The organism is Plantibacter sp. H53, from assembly GCF_001650455.1.
GTDB classification, from domain to species: Bacteria; Actinomycetota; Actinomycetes; order Actinomycetales; family Microbacteriaceae; genus Plantibacter; species Plantibacter flavus_A.
On the sequence record NZ_LWCT01000048.1, the window covers coordinates 160,939 to 185,129 of the forward strand.

15 protein-coding genes are annotated in these 24,191 nt (G+C 69.0%); 2 read left to right on the plus strand and 13 right to left on the minus strand.

Translation table 11 applies throughout. From position 1 onward, the window contains the following. Nucleotides 1–59: 59 nt before the first annotated feature. The 7 genes from A4X17_RS16425 to A4X17_RS16455 form a co-directional block, all read right to left on the minus strand. A complete protein-coding gene (locus A4X17_RS16425) occupies nt 60–4,580 on the minus strand; it encodes an FtsK/SpoIIIE domain-containing protein (protein WP_064296721.1) in 4,521 nt (1,506 codons plus the stop codon). Nucleotides 4,581–4,628: 48 nt separating this feature from the next. Then, entirely contained in the window at nt 4,629–5,249 is a 621-nt protein-coding gene (locus tag A4X17_RS16430; protein ID WP_157583576.1) for a hypothetical protein, read from the minus strand. Next, the gene (locus A4X17_RS16435; protein WP_064296723.1) at nt 5,236–7,629 is read right to left on the minus strand and encodes a hypothetical protein; all 2,394 of its coding nucleotides are present in this window, start codon (nt 7,627–7,629) and stop codon (nt 5,236–5,238) included. The genes A4X17_RS16430 and A4X17_RS16435 overlap by 14 nt, the downstream gene beginning before the upstream one ends. Further along, the gene (locus A4X17_RS16440; RefSeq protein WP_139205334.1) at nt 7,629–7,907 is read right to left on the minus strand and encodes a hypothetical protein; all 279 of its coding nucleotides are present in this window, start codon (nt 7,905–7,907) and stop codon (nt 7,629–7,631) included. The genes A4X17_RS16435 and A4X17_RS16440 overlap by 1 nt, the downstream gene beginning before the upstream one ends. Nucleotides 7,908–8,039: 132 nt before the next feature. Then, complete coding sequence (locus A4X17_RS16445) at nt 8,040–9,356, minus strand: hypothetical protein (RefSeq protein ID WP_064296725.1); 1,317 nt, start codon at nt 9,354–9,356, stop codon at nt 8,040–8,042. A 128-nt stretch (nt 9,357–9,484) separates the two neighbouring features. Beyond that, the gene (locus tag A4X17_RS16450) at nt 9,485–9,973 is read right to left on the minus strand and encodes a DUF6121 family protein (RefSeq protein WP_064296726.1); all 489 of its coding nucleotides are present in this window, start codon (nt 9,971–9,973) and stop codon (nt 9,485–9,487) included. A gap of 2 nt (nt 9,974–9,975) precedes the next feature. Next, nucleotides 9,976–11,004, minus strand: coding sequence for a hypothetical protein (locus A4X17_RS16455; RefSeq protein WP_064296727.1), 1,029 nt, complete (start codon nt 11,002–11,004; stop codon nt 9,976–9,978). A gap of 261 nt (nt 11,005–11,265) precedes the next feature. On the opposite strand from A4X17_RS16455, the gene A4X17_RS16460 reads away from it, so the two are divergent. After that, complete coding sequence (locus A4X17_RS16460; RefSeq protein ID WP_064296728.1) at nt 11,266–12,261, plus strand: amidase domain-containing protein; 996 nt, start codon at nt 11,266–11,268, stop codon at nt 12,259–12,261. A gap of 110 nt (nt 12,262–12,371) precedes the next feature. On the opposite strand, the gene A4X17_RS16465 is transcribed toward A4X17_RS16460, so the two are convergent. From A4X17_RS16465 to A4X17_RS16490, 6 genes are all read right to left on the minus strand, one after another. Further along, the gene (locus tag A4X17_RS16465) at nt 12,372–13,139 is read right to left on the minus strand and encodes a hypothetical protein (protein ID WP_064296729.1); all 768 of its coding nucleotides are present in this window, start codon (nt 13,137–13,139) and stop codon (nt 12,372–12,374) included. Nucleotides 13,140–13,311: 172 nt separating this feature from the next. Next, entirely contained in the window at nt 13,312–17,193 is a 3,882-nt protein-coding gene (locus A4X17_RS16470) for a DNA-directed RNA polymerase subunit beta' (protein ID WP_064296730.1), read from the minus strand. 45 nt (nt 17,194–17,238) lie between these two features. Beyond that, nucleotides 17,239–20,730, minus strand: coding sequence for a DNA-directed RNA polymerase subunit beta (gene rpoB / locus A4X17_RS16475; protein WP_064296731.1), 3,492 nt, complete (start codon nt 20,728–20,730; stop codon nt 17,239–17,241). 237 nt (nt 20,731–20,967) lie between these two features. Continuing rightward, a complete protein-coding gene (locus tag A4X17_RS19725) occupies nt 20,968–21,834 on the minus strand; it encodes a biotin-dependent carboxyltransferase family protein (RefSeq protein WP_231884420.1) in 867 nt (288 codons plus the stop codon). Beyond that, on the minus strand, nt 21,834–22,529 hold the full coding sequence (locus tag A4X17_RS19730) for an allophanate hydrolase subunit 1 (RefSeq protein WP_231884421.1): 696 nt from the start codon (nt 22,527–22,529) through the stop codon (nt 21,834–21,836). The genes A4X17_RS19725 and A4X17_RS19730 overlap by 1 nt, the downstream gene beginning before the upstream one ends. Further along, a complete protein-coding gene (locus tag A4X17_RS16490) occupies nt 22,523–23,311 on the minus strand; it encodes a LamB/YcsF family protein (protein WP_064296733.1) in 789 nt (262 codons plus the stop codon). Before A4X17_RS16490 ends, A4X17_RS19730 begins: the two co-directional genes overlap by 7 nt. 56 nt (nt 23,312–23,367) lie before the next feature. On the opposite strand from A4X17_RS16490, the gene A4X17_RS16495 reads away from it, so the two are divergent. Then, nucleotides 23,368–24,191: spermidine synthase (locus tag A4X17_RS16495; RefSeq protein ID WP_064296734.1), on the plus strand; the 824-nt coding region annotated here is incomplete at its 3' end.

A 24,191-nucleotide genomic window follows, 5' to 3' on the forward strand; every position in this document is an offset into this window, starting at 1 on the left:
CCTCGCGGGAGCACATGGGGAGCACTCCCCATGCAGTCCCCATCCGGGGACGACGCCGCTCAGGCGACGGGGAACTCGGGCGCGATCGGCAGCTGCACGCGCGACAGCGCACCGCGGTTCGCGTACATTCCGCGCCCCTGCGGGAAGTCCTTGCGTGCGAGCCGGGGGAAGGTCGTCCGGAGGACGAGATCGCCCTCCATCTGCTCCGGCTGCAGCAGGATGCCCCGCCTGGCGCTCTTGATCTCACCCATGAGCGGCCAGGACGACGACCATCCCGACACCTCGTTCTCGGCGATCACGAGATGGTCGCTGCGCTTGATGGCCTTGATGAGCTCCACCAGCGGTGGGTCGGCGATGCCGTTGAGGTAGTCCGACAGCGTCTCGATGACGACGACCGTCCGGCCGGTCACCGTCTCGGCCGCGATCGCCGCGGACAGCGCCTTCGCCTGCTCGGCGATCGTCTCCGGGGTGACGGCCGACTCGTCGAAGCGAAGCTCCCGCAGCAGTTCCGAGCGCTTGGAGCCGAAGTAGACGAAGCGCGTCGCCGGATCGAAGCGTCGCATGGCGCCGACCAGGGATGCGACGGCGTTCGTCCGACCGCTGCCGGGAGGGCCGCCGACGAGGAACGCGCCGGTCGGGTCGAAGCCGATCGGTGCGAGGTCGGCGTCGCCGATGCCGAGTACGGGGCGGTCGCCGACGCGCTCAGGCAGCTCGCGCGCCTCGATCTCCTTCGGCAGCGCGCCGATCGGCGGGGCCGTGATCGTGGCTCCCGCGCGGGACATGGCCTCCGCGAGCCGGACCGTCGCGACCGACTGGTCCGACAGCACCGGCGAACCGCCGAGGATCGCGACCTGGACCTCGAGGCCGTCGACGATCGCCCGGCCGGCGGGCGACTCGGGGCCGAGGATGTCCTTCGGCACCCCGAGGAGCTGGTAGCCGGTCTCGTCCGCGAGACGCAGCACCACGCGTCGCTGCACACCGGAGCTGATGTTCGTCGGGACGGAGCCCGGGCGGTCGGCCGAGAACGCGATGTTCACGCCGAGCTGGCGGCCGTCGGTGATGAGCTGCTGGAACAGCGTGTACCAGGAGGACAGGCCGAGCGTCGTCTCGTACTCCTGCCGGAAAGACTGGAAGCCGTCGACGAGCAGGAGGATGCGGCGCTCGTCGTTGCGACCCGAGACGCGGCGGTAGTCGGTGATGGAGGACGCGTTCGCCTCGGCGTACCGGACGCTGCGCTCGTCGACGATCTCCTTGATCCGGCGGAGCAGTCGGATGACGCGCTCCTGGTCGTCGCCGGGGATGATCGAGCCGACGTGCGGCAACGCCTCCAGCATGCGGAGGCTGCCCGCGCCGAAGTCGAGGCCGTACACCTCGACCGGACCACCACGCGGCGTGATGCCGGCCGCCGTCGCGAGGGTCCGCAGGACGGTGCTCTTGCCCGAGCCACCGGTGCCGAACACGGCGATGTGGCCGTCGACGTCCGGCCGGAAGTAGACCGGACGCTGCTCCTGCGAGTCCGGGAGGTCGGCGACACCGATGAGGAGTTCGGCGTCGGACCGCTGACGGAGCTTGCTGAGATCGTAGACGGGTGCCAGCTCGTCGAGCCAGGGTCGTCGCGGCGCCGGGATGGACGCACGGTCGGCTGCGGCGATGATGCTCGCGACGAGCCGCTGCTGGTCGGTGGGGCCGAGGTCGCGCTCCTCCTCGGCGTCGGCCGCGCGGGGCTCCTCCCAACGCGTCTCGCCGCCGAACCGGAGCTCACGGACCTCGATGTCGGAGCGCTTGGGCTCGTCGCTCGTCCAACCGCCCGCGTAGCCCGACTGGAAGATGCTCAGGCGGCCGGGGCCGGTCTTCGCGATGCCACGCCCAGGCACGCCCGGGTCGAAGTGCGCCGCGTCCTTGACGCCGACCACGTCCTGGCTGTCGGACTCGTCGGCCATGCGCAGCGCGACACGGAGGTTGGTGTTGGCGCGCAGGTTGTCCTTGATGACACCGGCGGGCCGCTGGGTCGCCATGATGAGGTGGATCCCGAGGGAGCGACCGCGCTGGGCGATGTCGACGACGCCGTCGACGAACTCCGGGACCTCGCCGACGAGCGCCGCGAACTCGTCGATGACGAGGACGAGGGCGGGCGGCGAGTCCGGGTCGCCGCGCTTCTCGAGCTCGAGGAGGTCCTTGGCCTTCTTCCGGTTGAGCAGGTGCTCGCGGAAGTGCAGCTCGGCCCGGAGGCTCGTGAGCGCCCGGCGGACGAGGTGCGGGCTGAGGTCGGTGACGAGTCCGACGCAGTGCGGGAGCGTCACGCAATCCGCGAAGGCCGAACCGCCCTTGTAGTCGACGAAGAGGAACGAGACGCGGTCGGGGCTGTACTCGGCCGCCATCCCGAGCACCCAGGCCTGCAGGAACTCGCTCTTACCGGCACCCGTCGTCCCGCCGACGAGGGCGTGCGGGCCCTGGGATCGGAGGTCGAGGTGCATGGCGTCGACACCGCCCGATCCGACGGTCGCGCGCAGCTGGCCGGCCCGGCGGGGCTTCGGCGGGAGCCCGGGCGTACGGTCGTGGATCGAGGAGTTCTGCCGCCAGCGGTCGACCACGGCGTCGCTCGAGGTCGTGAGCTCCGGCCCGAGCAGCGTGACCATGGACACCGACCGCGGGAGGTCGCTCGAGTCCTCGACGAGAGCGCCGGCGTCGATCACGGACGCCATGCGCCTGGCGTAGTCGAGGGCCGTCACGGGGTCGACGAACTCCGGGCGGGCGTCGTCGACGGAGTAGCCGAGGCGGACCATGCCGACCGTCGCCGGTGCGTCGACGCCGGCGCCGGCCTCCGGGACCTGCAGGAAGGTGCGGCAGGCGGCCGGCAGCGAGACGACGTCGTCGGCGATCCAGATCGGGAAGACACCCGCGTCCGCCGCGATCTCGGCGAGCTGGACGAGGCGTGCGCGGTCGACGCCGACGTCGTCGGAGATGAGCAGGACGATCGCGGGGATCGGGGACTTCGTGCCGGTGTCGTTGGAGCTCTTGGTCCCGATCTCCGCGCCGCGCTCCTGGGCGGCCTGCTTCTCGGAGATGGCTCCGCGTCGGGCGTCGCCGGCCCTGGCCGCCTGCAGGCGGGTCTGGACGAGTTCCTCGATCGCTGCCAGGAGCAGGTTGCCGCTCGACACGCTGTCGGCGAGGTGGCCGACGTCGAGCGGGCTGTTCGGCGACGACGCGTGCGGGAGCCACTTGACCCAGGAGAGGGCGTTCGACCACGCGGGCGAGACGATCGCCGAGACGACGACCTCGGCCGGCGAGTGGAGGGCGGTGAGCTGCACGAGGATGCCGTTCACCGCTCCCCCGGCGGTCTGCGGTGAACCGGCGATGCCGAGCGCGCCCGCGTCGTAGAGGTTGTCGATGATGGGGACGTCGGCGACGGTCGCGTACTGGTCTTTGAGCTTCTCGAGCCGTTCCTGGAACTCCGGCAGGAAGCTGTCACGAGCCTTCGCCGAGACCTCGTTCCTCGACGGCATCGTGCCGACACCGAGCCGGAGGTTCAGGAAGGACCAGTGCTCGGGGCGCCTCGTCCACAGCAGTGGCCCACGCGTGAGCGCGTGCTTGAGCGCCTCCGAGGTGGACGGTGCCTCGCGCATGCGGACGTCGTGCTCGATCTCCCGCTCGGCCGCGAGCTGCTTGCCGAGGGACTCGAGCCGCTCGTCGAAGATCTTGATCTGCTGCTTGAGCTTGCGCTTGTTGCGCCCGCGACCGGTGAAGTAGTTGCCGATGAGCATGAGCGGCGTCATGGCGATGAAGATGAGCGACAGCGGGTTCTTCGTGAAGAAGTACATCGCGCCGCCGAGGAGCATCGGCGTCAGCATGCCGAGGAGCGGGAACGGCTGGTTCTCACGCTCGGTCGGCGGCTCGGGGGCGGGGAAGGTCTCCCCCGCGTAGCGCTGTTCGACCCGCGGCGACCGGTTGAAGTAGACCGGTCCGGCCTTCGGGACGACACCCGCGCGACCGACGGTCCCGGCGAAGCCGATCTCGACCTCGGTGTCGCCGATGAGCACGCGCTCGGGTTCGATGACCTTGAGTCGGGGCACGATGCCGCCGTCGACGACGATGCCGTTGGCCGCGCCGAGGTCGACGAGTTCGATCTCGCCACCGACCTCGAGCCGCGCGTGCCGCTTCGAGACGAGCGGGTCGTCGAGGACGATGTCGCAGCTCGCCTCGCGACCGATGGTCCAGCTGCCGGCCGGCAGGGTGAACTCACGGCCGGCGTCATCGCCGGAGAGGACCCGCACCACCGCGACGGCCGGCGCCTGACCGGTGCGCGCCGCGGAGTAGTAGACGCCCGCGTCGGCGAGCTCGATGACGGCACCCGAACCGACCCACGCCTCGCCGATCGGGGCCTCCGGCGGGAGCGGGAGGGTCTCGGTCGAGCCGGGAAGGCGGGCATGCAGCGTGAAGTCGGCGTTCGCGGAGTCGGGCCCCTGCGGGTCGACGCGCGCGATGGTCGACGCGACCTCCGCGATGCTCGCCGCCGCGTCCGTCGTCACGACGATGTCGGCGGACGAGCCCGACGGCCTGGTCAACGTCAGCTTGATGCGCATGCAGGATCCCCTTGGTGGTGCGGGTCGCTCGGCGCGACCCCGATCAGCCTAGCGAGCGTCCGGTTCTGCCCTGACGATGTCGTCGATCGAGGTGACGCCGCTCGGCGTCGGCGCCGGATCGAACACCCCGACCGGCAACTCGGTCTGCGAGCAGTCCAGATCGGCGCCGGCGGTCGACATGACACGGATCGATCCACTTGCTTGTTCGAGGCGGTAGGTGATCCCGACCGCTCCGAACGACGGTGGCGGTGTTCCAGCGTCGTTCGCCCACTTTGTCGCCAGGCAGCCCGTGACCTCCGCCTTCCCGGATCCGTCCGCATCGACGACCACCGGGGTGAATGGCCAGGGACCTGGCAGGAGACGAGTCACCTCGCCGGCGCTCACGGTACGGACCGCTGATGCTGACAGTCGATCACGAAGATCCGGCCCGGTCGTGTCCACGAGCTGCTCGATCGTGAAGTCGTTGCGATTCCGGGCGACCGCCTGTGCCTCGAGCGAAGCACGGACGGCCATCACCCATTCCGAGTCTGCGAATTCGGTCGGGGCTCCACCGTCCCACCGCACGTCGGGATACGGCTGTGGCTGCTGTGGCGGAGGCGTACAGGCGGTCAAGGACATGAGGAGCGCCGCGAGCAGGGCGACACCGCCAAGACGACTACCGCTGGCCATGTGCGTTGAACGCTGCATAAGCATTCGAGTAGTCGCCCTGCAGTTCTTCGATGTCCCGATGAGACAGCAGCTCGTCGAACGCGTCCATGGTGTCGGGATCCGAGGCCCAAGCGAACTGCTCCTCAGGATCCATGGTGGAGGGATCCGGCATGCCGGCCGGCTGCAAGGTGTCGTAGAGGAACAGACCGAGCGTGACCGCCGCCGCGCGCTCTCGCGGGATCTCGAGCTCGCCCTGCTGGTTGAGGAGTTGTTGTTCGGCCGCGCCCCACGTCGACAGCCCGACGTCCTTGGCCGCCCCGACGAGCTGACCGGTCACGTACCCTGATCCGCTGCTGACCAGGTGATCGATGACGGCATCGCCGGTCACGCCGACGAGCTTGTCCAGTCCGGGGATGGGGAGGAAGCCGACGCCCGTCTCGACCAGCCCGAGCGCACTCTCGACTGCGGCATCGCGATCCGCCGCTGCATCCAGGGCCACACCGTCCGTCGACCCGTCGAGGAGGCCCTGCAGCGCCATGATGCGCTTCGACGCCTCACCCGGGTCGGACAGCCCCGTCTGCACGGTCGCGCTCAACGTCTCCTGATAGTGGGCGACGACGGTGTCGAGGGCTGCGGCTCCGGCGTCGTTCTGGCCTGCGACACCGAACACCTTCGCCAGCGCCTCCTTGGACAGGTTCGCGTAGTCGAACTCGTCGAGTCCGTCGATGCCGAACATCGAGGAGGGGTTCGTGCTCGGCATGTCCTCGCCCTCGATCCCGATGGGCTCGCCCGCGATGGGACGCTCGATCAGACCGGGGAACTGATAGGACAACGCTTCGACGAGCTTGACCGCACCGAGGTCGGAGATGGAATTGCCGTCGAACGCGTCGTTCCCGGGCACGTACTCACCGACCTCCGCGTCACGGGGGTTGCCGACGAGGCGCTCGATGACATCGTGTGAGAGCGTGGCGACACGCGTGTACGCATCCGGGTCCGCACCAGCAGGGTCGGCGGGGCCTCCGGGGATCGACTCGGCTCCAGCCCACAGGGCGAGGACGCCTTCGAATCCGTCGAGTCCAGAGTCCCGGCGACCGAACCAGTACTCGAGACGGTTCGCGCCGAGCTCATTGCTCTCATAGGGCTCGTCCGGGTACAGCGGCGCGTCGCGGTACGGGTCCTGCTCCGTCGAGGTCAGCCAGTCCATGGCGGCCTCGGGGTACTCACCCAGCGTGCTGAAGACCCGCGAGGTCCAGTCGCCCAGGCGGTTGACGTCGTAGCCGGCCTGCTCCGCCTCGGCGAGGCTGAGGAAGCCGCCGGGGCCCATGACGCCCTGTGCGGGTCCGTACATGCCCTCGTGCGCGCCGGGCAGACCGCGCTCCATCTCGTCGGCGATGTTCGCGAGACCGACCGTCGTCGTCTCTCCGATCGGGTTGTCCTGTTCGTCGCCGAACAGGAACGCGAGGCTCGTCCAGCTCTCCGTGCCATGAACGGACGCGGAACCGTCGTAGAGCTCCTGCGCGAAGTTCTGGCCGACCGCGTCGGTCCAACGCTGGGATCCGACGGACAGACCACCGCGGACGGACTGTGCAAGGAGCAGCGCCGCTGCCGGGGTCATCCACCCGTTCGCACCGGCGTCGTCGATCCGGCTGATGAGCGAGATGAGGTCCTCGCCGCCGAGCGCCAGATTCATCTGCGCCATGACGGACGGGTCGTTGCCGTAGAGCGCGTACAGCGACTGCAGCTGTGCCGCGAGATCGGTCTCGAACGTGCCGTTCCCGAGTTCGGCCGCCATCTCCGCCATGCCGCGGGCGACGGCGGACGGGGTGAGGTCGGATGCGGAGGTGATGCCGATGGCCGCGAGGGCGGCCTGCTGCCGGTCCCAGTTGTCACCACCCGGTGAAGACAGCGCCGACGCGAGCGCATCGTCGGCGGCCTGGCGCTCTTCCGACAGGGCGTCGAGGAGGCGCTGCGCGCTCTGCCGATCGGCGACGGCCGCCTGGTGGACCTGGTCGCGCTGCATCTGCTGCTCGGGCGTCGGCCCACCCATCGGGTCGAGATAGGTCTGGTTGGCGGAGATGTTGGCCTGGAAGATCATCTCGGTGTAGCTCGTCGCACGGGTCTTGATGTCGTCGACCGTGGTCGTGTACGTGGCGATCGCGTCGCGCACCGCAGCCATCGCCGGGGTGATCGCGTCGATCTTGCCGATGGGGGTCGAGAGGGAGGACACCCAGGCGGTCGCGGCGTCGCCGCTCCAGATGGCGTCTGAGATGCCACCCTGAGCGGTGACCGCGACCGTGCGTGCCTCGGTCAGACTCGTCTCGGTCGTCTGGATGGTCGTCGCAGTGGTGCCGAGCGCGCCAGAGTCGATCCGCCCCGGATCGTCAGCAGTCCAGTTGGCCATCAGCCCTCTCCTCCGGGGTTCAGTTGTGCGTCGGTCTGCTCCCAGGCGGTCACGATGTCGCTCGCCGCGCGACCGGCTTCGACCATCGCTCCGCCGGCGAGGGCCACGTGCACGGAGATGTACATCGCGAAGCTCTCCGCCGCGGCGGTCACCGTGCTGCTGCAGCTGCCGGAGAAGTCGAGCGGGACGTTCTGCGGCAGGCCGGACCCGCTGGGTGTCAGTGGTGCGGCGACGGCCAGGATCTGGTCCCCGTCGACGACGAGTGGTTGCTCGCTCATCATTCCCCTTCGTGACACCGGCGCAGTGGACCTGCGCCGCCCGCCGATGGCTCCTCAGCGGGTACGTCGTTCAGCGTAACCGAGAGCGCGGGTGACGACGATGGGGAGCACTCCCCATGCCCCGGAGGCCCGTCAACCGACGACGACGCGGATCGGGAACTCGCCGATCCCGATGGTCGACCCGGCTTCCGCGACGTAGGCCTCGCCCGGCTGGCAGACGGTGACCGCGCCGGACGCGTCCGTGATCGTCGTGCCGTTCGTGGAGTGCAGGTCCGTCACGCGGAGCGACCGTCGTCCGGGTACGACGACCGTGTGCGTCTTCGAGACGGACATGCGCGGGTCGACGAGCGAGCGCAGCTCGGCGTCGGGCTGTTCGGGCCGCGCCGCAGGGTTGCGTCCGAGCAGGATCGGCCCGCGGAGCGGGATGCGCTCGCCGTCGGGCAGCTCGAGCGCGAAGTCCCCCGCTCGCAGCGATGCGGAGACGACCGTCGCGCCGAGGTCGGCATGGACCGGCGCCTGCTCGGTGGCGCGCGTTGAGGCACCGGCGGGCGCGTCGGGCGCTTCCGGGGCGATCGGAGCGCCGGCGATCAGACCCGGGGGAACGGTGATCTGCAGATCGGGCGGGACGGAGGACGTCGACGCGGCCGGAGCGCGCGTCTGGGCGGGCGCTGCCTGCGGCGGTGCTGCAGGAGTCGGTGGCTCGACGACGACCGGCGACGGCACGGGCGCGGAACTCGACGGGGTCGACTGTGGTTCGGGATCACCTGTAGCGCGAGTCGGGACCCCGATCACCGGTGCCTCGGGAACGGCGGGTTCGGGGGCCGGAGGCTCGGCTGCCGGTGTGTCGGAGGCCGTCGCCGGATCGGCATCCCTCGGGATCGCGACATCGGGAGCCGTCGCCGGGGACGGGGTCGACGCGTCGGTCACCGTCTGAGACCAGCCCGCGGAGACCGCTCCGCCCATGACGGGCATGTTCGCGAGTGTCGCCGCAGGCCCAGCGTCTGCGCTGGTCGGTGCTTCCGCCGGACGCGGAGCGAGCTCGGTGCGCGTGCCGTGCACGCGCAGGGTGGCGGACGCGCCGGGATCGGACTCTGAGACCAGCTCGGCGAGCGCGCGCAGGAAGCTCAGGAACGGCTCCTGTCCGAGCAACGAGCGCTGACGCCGGCGCTTCTGGACGCCGTGCTGCATGATGAAGGTCGCCGCCGCCGTACCGCGCGCGGACGGGGCGGTCGTGATCGCGAACGCGAGCAGTGGCGCGGGGTCGTCGACCGAGACGACCCGCAACCGGATGTCCGCGCTCGTCCCACCGTCGATCGCGACGTAGTGCCTGGTCTGCTGAGCATCCTCACCGGAGGCGACGACCGCACGTTGGACGAGGGCGACGACGTCGTCGGCGGTCCCCGCGAGGTCGAGATCCAGACCGGTGTCGGTCAGGTCGGGTGATCTCATCGGTGGTTCCTCCCCAAGCGCCGTCGGCCGACGACGGCAACGGATCGATTATCGCCTACGCCGTCGCCCTCGTGGGGAGGGACGGGCGGCGCACCTCGCGAGCGGCCCCGGGTGGACGTCGCATCGGCTCACCGCGCGTCGTGCTCCCAGGGCCAGCGCGGGGTCGGGCGCCGCCCGGTCGACGAGGTCGCGACAGCGGCGGCCGCGAGGACGATGACGAGCGCGAGCACACCCACGGTGACCGAGAACGGTCCGGTCAGCGTCGTCACCGCGAAGGCGGCGGCGTCCGCTCCGTCCCGGCTGGCGATCGCGTCGAACACGCCGCCGCTCACGCCGTAGGCGAGCCAGGCGAGGAGCCCCGCGAGGACCGCGGAGCCGACCGAGACGCGCAGCGGTGTGCGGCGCGTCTCACGGATGATCGCCCAGAGGACCACGGTCGTGGCGACCACGACCATGAGCGGACCGGTCAGCGGGCCGGCGTCCCGGTCGGTCACGACGTCGAGGTCCGCCAGCAGGCTGATGAACCCGAAGGCGCAGACGACGAGCGCCACGTAGGTGACCGCTGCGAACGGGGCGACCCACCAGGGGCCACGTGCTCCGTCCGCGTCACCGGTCATGCTCAGCGGGCGGTCGTCGGTCCGGCTTCGAGGACGCGTTCGTACTCGGCGCGGGCCTCGATGTTCGCCTCGCGCACCTTGCGTCCGCGTGCCGCGATCCAACCACCGAGCCAGACGGGGATCTCACGGGCGACGACGAAGGCGAGGACCGGCCCGAAGGTGAAGGCGACACCGGTGACCTCGGCGAGGATCTCGTCGATGCTGAGCGTCCACGCGCGCTCCTGGATCAGGAACCCGCCGACCCATGCGAGGAAGACGACCAGGCCGATGATGAAGCCGCCGAGCACCCAGTGCACCCAGCCGGAACGGTTCACGATGGTCGCGGTGACGACCCAGGCCAGGAAGAAGCCTGCGGCGGCCATGAGGAACGGCCAGCTGGTGGCGATCTGGATGAGGTTCTCGACGAACGTGCCGTCGCCTTCCAGCACCAGCTGAAGGCCCGCGACAGCGGCCGCGTAGAGGCCGGCGAAGATGATGGTACCGAGGAGACCGATGAGGATGCCGAAGCCGCGGTTGCCGCGGACCTCCGGCTCGGACGGTGCCTGGACGTACAGCGGGAAGGCCTGCTGCTGCTCGGTCTCCGCGGCGGTGGCAGTCGCGGTCGCGCCGGAGCGGGCGACCGGCTCGTAGGCTGCCGCGGGGTACGGGTGGGCACCGGTGTCGGCCTGCCGGGTGGTCGAGGTCGGGGTACCGGCGGTGTCGTCGTCGTCGAAGTCGATGTTCGAGTACGCACGCTGCGGCGTGTGCGGCTGGTAGGGACGCGTCTCGCGCACCCCGGCGTCCGAGGCCGTGTCGGCGCGGTCTGCGACCCGGCGGTCGTCGACGACCGGGTCCGCCCCGACGCCGTCCGCCGTGGTGATGGTGTCCTGCTGCACGGTGTCCTCGGAGAGGATGTCCCGCTCGGCCACGGGCCGCTCGGCCGCGGGCTGTTCGGCCGCGGTCGTGGGACGCGCGGAGCCAGACGCGGTCTGGGCAGCCGCCGGAGTGCTCGGGTCGGTGGGCGATCCGGGCTCGGGGTTCTGGGTGCTCATCGCGTACTCCTTCGGCGGAAGCCAGTTCAGGAGCGCCCTCACGGCGCTCCGCTCGCCACGGTAGCAAGCCGGGACGCGGATGCCCGGCAACCTCGCCGGGACTCGCTCACTCCCGTCGACCCGATTCAGGTCCGATTCATATCCGGGGGAAACGGTCCCCTCAGCTCCGTGCGGTTGGGTGGAAGCTCGAACAGCCATCTGTCGGATCACTGCCGATCCCGCGACGCCGATCCCCCACGGCGTATCCCCCGGAAAGGCCCCATGCCCGAGCAACTCCCCCATGACCGTCACGTCGATTCCCGCTCCCCCTTCAGGCGGCTCTCCTCCCGCTACCGCGCCCTCCCCCTGCGCGCGCGACGCGTGGTCGCCGGCACCGCTGCCGGAGCCGTCCTCCTCCTCGCCACCGCGGTGATCACCCCGATCGCGCTGCAGCACTCCGACGCGACCGGATCCGAGCCGGCCGCGCAGGCTCTGGGCGGGACGACGTCCACGGTCCCGGCCTCCACGGTCAACGCCACGGCGGTCACCGCGATCTCCGCCACGACCGGATCCGTCGCAGGCGGGAGCACCCTGACCGTGAGCGGTGTCGACGTGGACGGCGTGACCCGCGTCGTGTTCGGCGAGGAGGAAGCCCGGATCCTGTCGGCGACGAGCACCGAGGTGACCGTCGCCGTGCCGGCAGCCACCGGCTTCTCCCCCGCCGACGTCGGCATCGCCGTCTACGCGGACGATCTCCGGGTCGACGGTGATGCGCTGAACTACAGCTACGACATCACGAGCCCCGTCGACGCGCAGATGGCCTACGTGTTCACGCACTGGAACGACTACAACCTGGCTGAATACGGCTCCCTGGTCGACACCGACTGCGCGAACTTCGCCAGCCAGAGTCTGCTGGAACGCGGGTGGACGATGGACGAGGACTGGTGGGCCGAGGGGACCGGAGACGACTTCGACTTCTCGAAGGCCTGGGTCAGCTCGACGTTCTTCATGAACTACGTCGAGGAGCACCCCGACCTCGCCACCGCTCTCGACGACACGCAGCGCGACCAGGTCAAGGTCGGTGACATCGTGCAGTTCGACTGGGACAACAGCGGGGACCGCGACCACACGGGCATCGTGTCGAAGGTCGAGACCACCGACGCCGGCACCCAGGTGTACTACGCGGGACACACCGACGACACCGACTACCGCACCGTGGACGAGGCGATCACCGTCATCCACCCCGGCGCCTCCGTGTACTACTGGAGCATCGCCTAGCTGGTCCCGCCCGGTTCACAACTCAGGGCAGCGCCGGCGCGCCGACCCGACTCACCGCCTCGTGGGTGGGACACACCGCGCGCGTCCTGAGTTGCGAACGGGAGGACCTGTCAGGCGGGGAACAGCGTCGAGACGATGGTCTGCGTCCACCCCGTGATGGCGACATTCGCCCAGCGGGTGGCCACCCAGGTGCCGTCACGCAGGAAATGGCGCTCACCGACGGTGTTCCCTGAGGGGTCCGCGCGTTCCGTGAAGCACATCGTCCCGCCGGTCTCCTCGGAACAGGTGAACCCGGCTTCGGACATCCTGGCCTCCGCCGCCGCTTGGACGTCCCCCTCCACCTGGGCCACGTTCGTGAGAATGAAGACCTCACCGGCACCGCTCGCCTTCGTGAGGTCACACGTGAGTCGGTCCGTCGGGGTGAGCAAGGCCACCAAAGCCTCGTCGTTCGACCCGAAACTCTCGGACAACAGCGGCTGCGACCAGGCGGGATTCAACTCGAGGAAGCCGTCCGCCGTCAGCGACTCGATGTAGCCGGCGGGGAAGAGCTGGGTGCATTCGGTCGGACGCACCGGCGCAGCGGGCGTCTCCGCGGCGTCGGTCGCGGTCGGAGCAGGAGAGGAGCCGGCGGTCGCCGTCGCACTCGGTGTACGGGTCGAGTCGGCGGCAGGGGTACCGCCCGGGCCGACGACCAGGAGCCCGATGACCACGACGAGCGCGATCGCCAGCACACCGGCGAGCACGCTCAGACCGATGACGACGGGATTGCGCTTCCGCTTGGGTGCCGGAGCACCGTAGCGGACGTCTGGCTGCGCCGGAGTCGCGTCCGGCTCCAGCGGCTGGAACTGGCCGGTGGGCTGCTCGGGCTGATCACTCATCGGACCAGCATGTCGTGCGGAGACCCGCCACACAACTCACCGGTACTCGATTCACTCGCCCATTCCTGGGCGAATCGTCGTTCGCTCGCCCAGGAATGGGCGAACGAACGACGGAGGGCCCGTCCCGATCGAGAAACGATCGGGACGGGCCCTCCGGGTGAGTCGTTCAGCCCTAGTTGTAGTTACCGGGGGTGAAGTCGTCGGAGCTGAAGCTGTCGAAGTCGACGAAGCTCAGGTCGGACTCGTTGAACGCGCCGTCCTCACCGAAGATGCGGTTCGGGTAACGCTCCGCCTTCGCCTCCTCGGTGGCCTCGACCGTCACGTTGCGGTAGCGCGCCAGGCCGGTACCGGCCGGGATGAGCTTACCGATGATGACGTTCTCCTTGAGGCCGACCAGCGGGTCGCTCTTGCCTTCCATGGCGGCCTGCGTGAGGACACGCGTGGTCTCCTGGAAGGAAGCGGCCGACAGCCACGACTCGGTCGCGAGGGACGCCTTGGTGATACCCATGACCTCCTGGCGAGCCGATGCGGTGCGACGACCCTCCGACACGGCCGAGCGGTTGAGCTCGGCGTAACGCAGGCGGTCGACGAGCTCGCCGGGCAGCAGGTCGGTGTCGCCGTGGTCGACCACGGTCACCTTCCGCAGCATCTGGCGCACGATGACCTCGATGTGCTTGTCGTGGATCGGGACACCCTGCGAGCGGTACACGCCCTGGACGCCACCGACGAGGTGCTTCTGGACCTCGCGGACGCCCTGCACGCGCAGAACCTCCTTGGGGTCGACCGCACCGACGTGGATCTTCTGACCGAGCTCGACGTGCTGTCCGTCCTCGACGAGGAGGACCGCACGCTTCAGCACCGGGTAGACGACCGGCTCGTCGCCGTTGTCGGGCGTCAGGATGACCTTACGAGCCTTGTCGTTCTCGTCGATCGTGATGCGACCGGCGGCCTCGGCGATCGGGGTCGCACCCTTGGGGGTACGAGCCTCGAACAGCTCCTGCACGCGGGGCAGACCCTGCGTGATGTCGTCCGCCGATGCCGAACCACCCGTGTGGAAGGTACGCATCGTCAGCTGGGTACCGGGCTCACCGATCGACTGGGCCGCGATGATGCCGACGGCCTCGCCGATGTCGACGAGCTTGCCCGTGGCGAGCGAGCGGCCGTAGCAGGCTGCACACACACCGACGGTCGACTCGCAGGTCAGGACCGAGCGCACCTTGATGTTCTCGACACCCGCGGAGACGAGCTTGTCGATGAGCACGTCACCGACGTCCTCGCCGGCCTCGGCGACGACCTCACCCTTCGGGCCCACCGCAGCAGCGGCCAGCGAACGGGCGAACACGGAGTTCTCCACGTTCGGGTCGCGCACGAGCTCACCGGAGCTGTCGACGTTCGCGATCGCAAGCTCGAGACCCTTGGTCGTGCCGCAGTCGTCTTCGCGGATGATGACATCCTGCGAGACGTCGACGAGACGACGCGTGAGGTATCCCGAGTCGGCGGTACGGAGCGCCGTGTCGGCCAGACCCTTACGAGCACCGTGGGTCGCGATGAAGTACTCCGCGACCGACAGGCCCTCACGGTAGGAGGAGATGATCGGGCGAGGGATGATCTCACCCTTCGGGTTGTTCACCAGGCCTCGCATACCCGCGATGTTGCGGATCTGCAGCCAGTTACCACGAGCACCCGACGACACCATACGGTTGATGGTGTTGTCCGCCGGGAAGTTCGCGCGCATGGCCTCGGCGACCTTCTCGGTGGCCTCCGTCCAGATCTTGATGAGCTCCTGACGACGCTCGGCATCCGTGGTCAGACCCTTGTCGAACTGGCTCTGGACCTTGGCGGCCTGCTTCTCGTAGCCCTGCACGATCTCGCGCTTGTTCGGCGGGGTCAGGACGTCGCTGAGCGCAACGGTCACACCGGAACGCGTCGCCCAGTGGAAACCGGCGTCCTTGATGTTGTCGAGCGTGGCGGCGACGACCGTCTTCGGGTACCGCTCCGCGAGGTCGTTGACGATCGAGGACAGCTTGCCCTTGTCCGCCACGTCTTCCACGTAGGGGTAGTCCGCCGGCAGCGCCTCGTTGAAGAGTGCGCGACCGAGGGTCGTCTCGACGAGTGCGACACCCGAGCCCTCGTAGCCCTCAGGACCCGTGCCCTCGGCGAACGTCACGTCGGTCAGACGGATGCGCACCTTGGCGTTGAGGTCGAGCGAGCCCTGGTCCTTCGCGAGGATGGCCTCGGCGACGGACGAGAAGGCACGGCCCTCACCCTCGACACCCTCCTTGAGGGTGGTCAGGTGGTGGAGACCGATGATCATGTCCTGCGTGGGCAGGGTGACCGGACGGCCGTCGGACGGCTTCAGGATGTTGTTCGACGCGAGCATCAGGATGCGCGCCTCGGCCTGGGCCTCGACGGAGAGCGGGAGGTGGACAGCCATCTGGTCGCCGTCGAAGTCCGCGTTGAACGCGGCGCAGACGAGCGGGTGCAGCTGGATGGCCTTGCCCTCGACGAGCTGAGGCTCGAACGCCTGGATGCCGAGACGGTGCAGCGTTGGCGCACGGTTCAGCAGCACGGGACGCTCGCGGATGATCTCCTCCAGCACGTCCCAGACCTCGGGGCGACTGCGCTCGACCATGCGCTTCGCGGCCTTGATGTTCTGAGCGTGGCTCAGGTCGATCAGGCGCTTGATGACGAACGGCTTGAAGAGCTCCAGCGCCATCTGCTTGGGCAGACCACACTGGTGCAGCTTCAGCTGCGGGCCGACGATGATGACCGAACGGCCCGAGTAGTCGACGCGCTTGCCGAGCAGGTTCTGGCGGAATCGACCCTGCTTACCCTTCAGCATGTCGCTGAGGGACTTCAGGGCACGGTTGCCGGTACCGGTGACGGGGCGACCACGACGACCGTTGTCGAACAGTGCGTCCACGGCCTCCTGCAGCATCCGCTTCTCGTTGTTGACGATGATCTCGGGAGCCCCGAGGTCGAGCAGACGACGCAGACGGTTGTTGCGGTTGATCACACGACGGTAGAGGTCGTTGAGGTCGGAGGTCGCGAAGCGGCCACCGTCGAGCTGCACCATCGGGCGGAGCTCCGGCGGGATGACCGGGACCACGTCGAGGACCATCGCCGCCGGCGAGTTACCGGTGATGAGGAACGAGTTGACCACGCGCAGACGCTTGATGGCGCGGATCTTCTTCTGACCCTTGCCCTCCGCGATCTGGTGGTGGAGCAGCTCGGACTCGGCCGCGAGGTCGAAGGACAGCAGGCGCTTCTTGACCGCCTCGGCACCCATGTAGGCCTCGAAGTACAGGCCGAAGCGGTCCTGCAGCTCGTGGAACACGGAGTCCTCGGGCTTGAGGTCGCCGACCTTGAGGTTGCGGAAGTCCTCCCAGACGCGCTCGAGGTGAGCGATCTGCTCGTCGTAGGACTTGCGGGTCTGGCTCATCTCCTTCTCGGCGGCGTCCTTGGTGCGACGCTTCTGCTCGCTCTTGGCGCCTTCCTCCTCGAGGGCGACGAGGTCGTCCTCGAGCTTCTTCAGGCGGTCTGCGATGCGCGAGTCGCGCTGGTCGCCGAGGGTCTTGATCTCGAGACGGAGCTCGTTCTCAAGGCCGGGCATGTCCTGGTGACGTGCGTCCTCGTCCACATCGATGACCATGTAGGCCGCGAAGTAGATGACCTTCTCGAGGTCCTTGGGCGCCATGTCCAGCAGGTAGCCGAGGCGCGAGGGGACACCCTTGAAGTACCAGATGTGCGTGACCGGGGCGGCGAGTTCGATGTGGCCCATGCGCTCACGGCGCACCGACGACTTCGTGACCTCGACACCGCAGCGCTCGCACACGATGCCCTTGAAGCGGACCCGCTTGTACTTGCCGCAGGCGCACTCCCAGTCGCGGGAAGGACCGAAGATCTGCTCACCGAACAGACCGTCCTTCTCGGGCTTGAGGGTGCGGTAGTTGATGGTCTCGGGCTTCTTGACCTCTCCGTGCGACCAGGCACGGATGTCGTCTGCGGTGGCCAGACCAATGCGAAGCTCGTCAAAAGTTGTGACGTCGAGCAATGTATCTCCTATGAAAGGTTTCGTCAGTCTCTACAGTGGTCAGGCTTAGATCTCGTCGATGGACGACGACTCGAACCTGGAGGAAATGTTGATCCCGAGCTCCTCGGCGGCGCGGAACGCGTCGTCGTCGGTGTCGCGCAGGCTCACCGCGGTGCCGTCGGCCGAGAGGACCTCGACGTTCAAGCACAGCGACTGCATCTCCTTGATGAGCACCTTGAAGCTCTCGGGGATACCCGGCTCCTGGATGTTCTCGCCCTTGACGATGGCCTCGTACACCTTGACGCGGCCGAGGATGTCGTCGGACTTGATGGTCAGGAGCTCCTGGAGCGCGTACGCGGCTCCATAGGCCTCGAGGGCCCAGACCTCCATCTCACCGAAGCGCTGTCCACCGAACTGAGCCTTACCACCGAGCGGCTGCTGCGTGATCATCGAGTACGGACCCGTCGAACGCGCGTGGATCTTGTCGTCCACGAGGTGGTGCAGCTTGAGGATGTACATGTAGCCGACCGAGACCGGTGCCGGGAACGGTTCGCCGGAGCGGCCGTCGAACAGACGGGCCTTTCCGGAGGAACCGATGAGGCGGTCGCCGTCGCGGGTGACGTTGGTCGAGTCGAGCAGACCGGCGATCTCCTCCTCGGAGGCGCCGTCGAACACCGGGGTCGCGACCTTGGTGTTCGGCTCGGCCGAGTGCGCGGCAGCCGGGAGCTTCTTGGCCCAGCTGGGCTTGCCCTCGACGTTCCAGCCCTGCTTCGCGATCCACCCCAGGTGGATCTCGAGGACCTGACCGAAGTTCATTCGACCGGGGATGCCGAGCGGGTTGAGGATGACGTCGACCGGCGTGCCGTCCTCGAGGAACGGCATGTCCTCGACGGGCAGGATCTTCGCGATGACACCCTTGTTGCCGTGACGGCCGGCGAGCTTGTCGCCCTCGGTGATCTTGCGCTTCTGGGCGATGTAGACGACCACACGCTGGTTGACGCCCGAGCCGAGCTCGTCGTCGCCGTCCTGTGCGTCGAACACCTTGACGGCGATGATCGTGCCGGCTTCACCGTGGGGGACCTTCAGCGAGGTGTCGCGGACTTCGCGGCTCTTCTCGTTGAAGATGGCGCGGAGCAGGCGCTCCTCGGCGGAGAGCTCGGTCTCACCCTTCGGCGTGACCTTGCCGACGAGGATGTCGCCGGGGCGGACCTCGGCACCGATGCGGATGATGCCGCGCTCGTCGAGGTCCTTGAGCAGCTCCGGGCTGACGTTCGGGAGATCACGGGTGATCTCCTCCTTGCCGAGCTTGGTGTCGCGGGCGTCGACCTCGTACTCCTCGATGTGGATCGAGGAGAGGACGTCGTCCTTCACCAGGTTCTGGCTGAGGATGATCGCGTCCTCGAAGTTGTGACCCTCCCACGTCATGAAGGCGACGAGGAGGTTCTTGCCGAGCGCGAGCTCGCCGTTCTCCGTGGCGGGGCCGTCGGCGATGACCTCGCCGGCCTCGATGCGTGCACCCTCGGAGACGATGACGCGGTTGTTGTAGCTCGTGCCCTGGTTGGAGCGGTCGAACTTGCGCAGGTAGTAGGTCTGCGTGCCACCCTCGTCGAGCTGGATGGTGACGGACTCGGCCGACACCTCCTGGACGACGCCGGCCTTGTCGGCGGTGACGACGTCACCCGCGTCGATGGCTGCGTAGCCCTCCATACCGGTACCGACGAGCGGCGAGTCCGACATGAGGAGCGGGACGGCCTGACGCTGCATGTTGGCACCCATGAGTGCGCGGTTCGCGTCGTCGTGCTCGAGGAACGGGATGAGGGAGGTCGCGACCGACACCATCTGGCGCGGGGAGACGTCCATGTAGCCGATCTCCTCGGACGGGATGAGGTCGACCTCGCCGCCCTTCTTCCGGGCGAGGACGCGGTCCTCCTGGAAGTGGCCGTCGCTCTTCAGCGGAGCGTTGGCCTGCGCGACGATGTAGTTGTCCTCTTCCATCGCGGTCAGGTAGTCGATGTCCTCGGTGACCCGGCCGTCGACGACGCGACGGTACGGGGTCTCGATGAAACCGAACGAGTTGATCCGCGCGAACGATGCGAGCGAACCGATGAGCCCGATGTTCGGGCCTTCCGGGGTCTCGATCGGGCACATGCGGCCGTAGTGCGACGGGTGGACGTCTCGCACCTCGACGCCTGCACGCTCACGCGACAGACCACCGGGTCCGAGCGCCGAGAGGCGACGCTTGTGGGTCAGACCCGCGAGCGGGTTGTTCTGGTCCATGAACTGCGACAGCTGCGAGGTCCCGAAGAACTCCTTGATCGCGGCGACGACGGGGCGCACGTTGATCAGGGTCTGCGGCGTGATGGCCTCGATGTCCTGCGTGGTCATGCGCTCGCGGACGACGCGCTCCATGCGGGACAGACCGGTGCGGACCTGGTTCTGGATGAGCTCGCCGACGGCGCGGATGCGACGGTTGCCGAAGTTGTCGATGTCGTCCGTGTCGAGACGGAGGTCGACGGGCTTGCCGTTGCGGACACCCGGGAGGGTGGCCGTTCCGCGGTGCAGGGCGACGAGGTACTTGATCGTGGCGACGATGTCGTCGGTCGTCAGGACGGAGTCGCTGAGCGGCTTGTCGAGACCGAGCTTGTTGTTGATCTTGTACCGGCCGACCTTCGCGAGGTCGTAGCGCTTCGAGTTGAAGTAGAAGTTGTCGAGGAGCGCACGCGCGGCCTCGGCTGCGACCTGCTCGCCCGGACGGAGCTTGCGGTAGATGTCGCGGAGCGCGTCCTCCTTGGTGAGGATCGTGTCCTTCTCGAGGGTGAGCTCGATCGACTCGTAGCCCTTGAACTCCTCGAGGATCTCCTCGCTCGTCATGCCGAGCGCCTTGAGGAACACGGTGACGGACTGCTTGCGCTTGCGGTCGATGCGGACGCCGACCTGGTCGCGCTTGTCGATCTCGAACTCGAGCCAGGCACCACGGCTCGGGATGACGCGAGCGGAGAAGATGTCCTTGTCGGAGGTCTTCTCCTGAGCCGACTCGAAGTACACGCCCGGGCTGCGGACGAGCTGCGAGACGACGACACGCTCGGTGCCGTTGATGATGAAGGTACCGCGCTCGGTCATGAGCGGGAAGTCGCCCATGAAGACCGTCTGCGTCTTGATCTCACCGGTGAGGTGGTTCATGAACTCGGCCTCGACGTAGAGCGGGGCCGCGTACGTCTTGCCGCGCTCCTTGCACTCGTCGATGGAGTACTTCTCGGGCTCGAGGTACGGGTTGGCGAAGGAGAGCTGCATCGTCTCGCCGAGGTCCTCGATGGGCGAGATCTCCTCGAAGATCTCGTCGAGGCCGCTCTTCGTGGGCAGGTCCTGCCGGCCGGCCTGGGTGGCTTCTGCGACGCGTGCCTTCCACACGTCGTTGCCGACCAGCCAGTCGAAGCTCTCGGTCTGCAGAGCCAGGAGGTCTGGAACCGTGAGCGTGTCGGTGATCTTCGCGAACGAGAGGCGGGATGCTCCGCGGCCGTTCTTGGGTGAGTTGGTGGTTGCGTTGCGCGCAGCAGCCAAGGGGATAACCTCCGGAGGCCTGTTGGGGGCCGAGTTACTGGTCGTCAGTGGAGTTACTCACCAGAAAGAGAACATGTGGCGGGTTAGACCCGCACACCAGCCGACCGCAATATGAAGGCATAGAGATTCTGGGAGCGCAAAGAACAACTATATGCCGGAATCTTCGGCGTGTCTACTGTTTCCTTGACGAGTTTTCGACGTTCCGGTATAACCGCCGCGTCGCCCCCGGTGTTCCCGTCAACCCGTGCTGAACCGCAGACGCTGACCGGGCCGGAGTTGCGCCAGGAGGTCTCGGTCCGCGGCACGCACGACCGCGACGACCGGATACCCGCCGGTGACCGGGTGGTCGGCCGACAGGATCGTCGGCAGACCGCTCGGCGGCACCTGGACCGCCCCGGCGACCATGCCCTCGCTCGGCAGCTCACGACCGGGATCGAGTCGCTCGAGCGGCGGCCCGTCGAGGCGCATCCCGATGCGATCGGCGTCGGCCGTCATGGTCCACGGCTGCTCGACCAGGCACCGCAGGGAGGCGTCGTCGAACCAGTCCCGGCGGGGCCCCGGCGAGATCCGCACGAGACGCTCCCCGGCGTCGGGCCGCGTCCACGGGGCGATGTCGAGCGGAGGGACGCGGCGGCGCGGGGTGGGGGGGACGGGGAGTCGATCGCCGGCGACGACCGGTGCCGGGCCGAGGCCGGCCAGGGTGTCCGTCGACCGCGAGCCGAGGAGCTGCGGGCCGTCCAAGCCGCCGCGGACGGCGAGGACGTACCGGAGCCCGTGGGTCGCCGCGCCGAGTTCGAGCCGGGAGCCGGCCTGGACGCGGACGGCGCGGTGCCCGTCGGACGGCCTGCCGTCGACGGTGATCGGACCCCACGCACCGGTCACGGCGATCCAGAGGTCGACCTCGGCGACGGCCACGAACGGGCCCAGGACGACCTCGAGCGCCGCACGGCCCTCCGGGTTGCCGACGAGACGGTTGGCGAGGCGCAGGGCGCCGCGGTCGAGCGCGCCGGACGGGCTGACCCCGAGGGCCGCAGCCCCAGGTCGACCCAGGTCCTGCACGGTGGTCGCCGGTCCCGCCGCCTCTACGAGCAGCGTCCCGCCCATCATGCGACGACCTGCACGAAGCGCACCCGGCCGCCGGGGACGAGGAGGGCGGGCGGGTCCGCTGCATCGTCCCACAGGACGGCGTCGGTCGTCCCGATGATGCGCCACCCGCCCGGGGAGGCTCGCGGATAGACGCCGCTGAACGTCCCGGCGAGCGCCACCGAACCCGCGGGGACGGTCGTCCGCGGCACGCTCAATCGCGGGATCTCGAGTGGCCGGCCGATCGTCTCGTCCTCCCGTTCCGGGACGAGGTAGGCGAATCCCGGCGCGAAGCCGCTGAAGGCGACGGTCCATGCGCGAGCGGTGTGCCAGGCGATGAGATCCGCTGCCTCCATGCCGAGCAGCTCCGCGGTCTCGCGGAGGTCCGGTCCGTCGTAGCGGACGTGGATGACGACGTCCGGCCGCGCCAGCTCCTCCTCGACAGCGACCGTCGAGCCTCCCGCGCCGGGTGCGAGCGCCCGTTCAGCGGTCGCGAGCAACCAGGTACCCACCGCGGCGAGCGCCGGACCCCGCGCGTCCGTCACGGCGAGCACGGTCCGGGCGGCCGGGACGAGGTCGACCAGCCCCGTCGGGCGCGACGCGGCGAGCGCCCGGTGCACGAGCAGCACGTCCTCGAGCGATCCGAGTTCGAGGAGTACGGCCTCCTCCCCCATCGCTCGGAGCACGGGTCCCGTTGAGGTGTCCGTCTTCACCACGGCGCGACCAGTGCGACGCCGGCGTCCAGCAGGGCGGTCCTGACCGCCGTGGCGAGCGACACGGCTCCCGGGGTGTCGCCGTGCACGCAGAGCGAGACCGCTTCGAGTTCGATGTCGGCACCGTCGACACTGGTGATGCGTCGGTCGAGGACGAGGGAGACGGCGCGGCGGGCGGCGGCGGTCTCATCGGTGACCAGTGCCCCGGGGGTATCACGCGGGACGAGCGAACCGTCGGAGCGGTAGCCGCGGTCGACGAAGGCTTCAGCGACGAAGCGGAGCCCGGCGGCGAGGGTCTCGCGTTCGATCACGGAGCCGGGCATCCCGAGCACGGGAAGTGGTCGCCCGAGCTCTTCGGAGGCCGCGACCACCGCGCGGACGACCGCCCGCGCCTGGACCCGGTCGTGCGCGATCCGGTTGTAGAGGGCGCCGTGCGGCTTCACGTAGGCGAGCCCCACGGCGGTTCCGTCGGCTTCGCCGACCTCGTCGACCGCTCGCTGCAGGGCGCGGAGCTGCTCCAGGACCTCCGCTTCGAGCACCTCGGCGGGTAGGTCCTGGTCGCGGCGCCCGAAGCCCGCCTCGTCCCGGTAGGAGGGGTGGGCTCCCAACGACACCCCGTGGGCCGTCGAGCGGCGGACGGCGTCGCGCATGGACGCGTCGTCCCCGGCGTGGAAGCCGCAGGCGACGTTCGCGCTCGTGATGAGGGCGAACATGGCGTCGTCGTCGGCGGTCGGCACGCCGCGCCAGACCTCGCCGAGGTCGCTGTTGAGGTCCACCTGCGCCACGGCCGCACCCCTTCCGCTCCGCCTCCCACTCCTGCGGGAAAGTCTAGGGTGGGGGTATGGACGAGGCACAGGTACGACTCGGCGTCAGCGGATACCTGGCCAGGATCGAGGCCGACCGCTTCGTGCCGGGCACCTATCAGCTGGTGGTCGACGGCACGCCGCAGTCGCACGTCAACCTCGATGAGCCCGAGGAGCTCTTCTTCGAGTACATCCAGCGCATCGGTCACATCATCGACGAGATCGCCGATCCCGGTCAGCCGATCACGGCGGTGCACCTCGGCGCCGGCGCGCTCACCCTCCCCCGCTACGTCGAGGCGACGAGGCCGGGCTCGCGGCAGCAGGTCGTCGAGCTCGAGCGCGAACTCATCGATCTCGTGCGCGAGCACCTCCCCTGGTCGAAGCGCGCCCAGATCCGCGTCCGCTACGGCGACGCCCGCGAGATCGTCGCGAAGCTGCCGCCGGGGCTCCGGGGCACCGTCGACCTCGTCGTCGTCGACATCTTCAGCGGCGCCAACACGCCGGCCCACGTCACGAGCACGGAGTTCTACGCCTCGGCGGTCGAGCTGCTGTCGCCGACCGGCGTCATCGTCGTGAACGTCGCCGACGGCCGCGGACTCGCCTTCGCCCGCGGACAGGCCGCGACGCTCGCCGACTCCGTGTCACACGTCGCCGCCCTCGCGGAGACGCAGATCCTCAAAGGCCGCCGCTTCGGGAACGTCGTCCTCGTCGGTTCGAACACCGCGCTCCCACTCGACTTCCTGCCGAGGCTCCTCGCGGCCGGACCCCACCCCGCCAAGGCGGTGGCTGGCGCCGAGCTGCGCGCCTTCATCGCGGGGGCACAGGTCGTCACGGACACGACCGCCGTCCCCTCCCCGAACCC

Excerpts from the sequence above, each read along its gene's own strand:
- A4X17_RS16425 (WP_064296721.1), bottom strand. The coding sequence starts at position 4,580 with ATGCGCATCAAGCTGACGTTGACCAGGCCGTCGGGCTCGTCCGCCGAC.
- A4X17_RS16430 (WP_157583576.1), bottom strand. The coding sequence starts at position 5,249 with ATGGCCAGCGGTAGTCGTCTTGGCGGTGTCGCCCTGCTCGCGGCGCTC.
- A4X17_RS16435 (WP_064296723.1), bottom strand. The coding sequence starts at position 7,629 with ATGGCCAACTGGACTGCTGACGATCCGGGGCGGATCGACTCTGGCGCG.
- A4X17_RS16440 (WP_139205334.1), bottom strand. The coding sequence starts at position 7,907 with ATGAGCGAGCAACCACTCGTCGTCGACGGGGACCAGATCCTGGCCGTC.
- A4X17_RS16445 (WP_064296725.1), bottom strand. The coding sequence starts at position 9,356 with ATGAGATCACCCGACCTGACCGACACCGGTCTGGATCTCGACCTCGCG.
- A4X17_RS16450 (WP_064296726.1), bottom strand. The coding sequence starts at position 9,973 with ATGACCGGTGACGCGGACGGAGCACGTGGCCCCTGGTGGGTCGCCCCG.
- A4X17_RS16455 (WP_064296727.1), bottom strand. The coding sequence starts at position 11,004 with ATGAGCACCCAGAACCCCGAGCCCGGATCGCCCACCGACCCGAGCACT.
- A4X17_RS16460 (WP_064296728.1), top strand. The coding sequence starts at position 11,266 with ATGCCCGAGCAACTCCCCCATGACCGTCACGTCGATTCCCGCTCCCCC.
- A4X17_RS16465 (WP_064296729.1), bottom strand. The coding sequence starts at position 13,139 with ATGAGTGATCAGCCCGAGCAGCCCACCGGCCAGTTCCAGCCGCTGGAG.
- A4X17_RS19725 (WP_231884420.1), bottom strand. The coding sequence starts at position 21,834 with ATGGGCGGGACGCTGCTCGTAGAGGCGGCGGGACCGGCGACCACCGTG.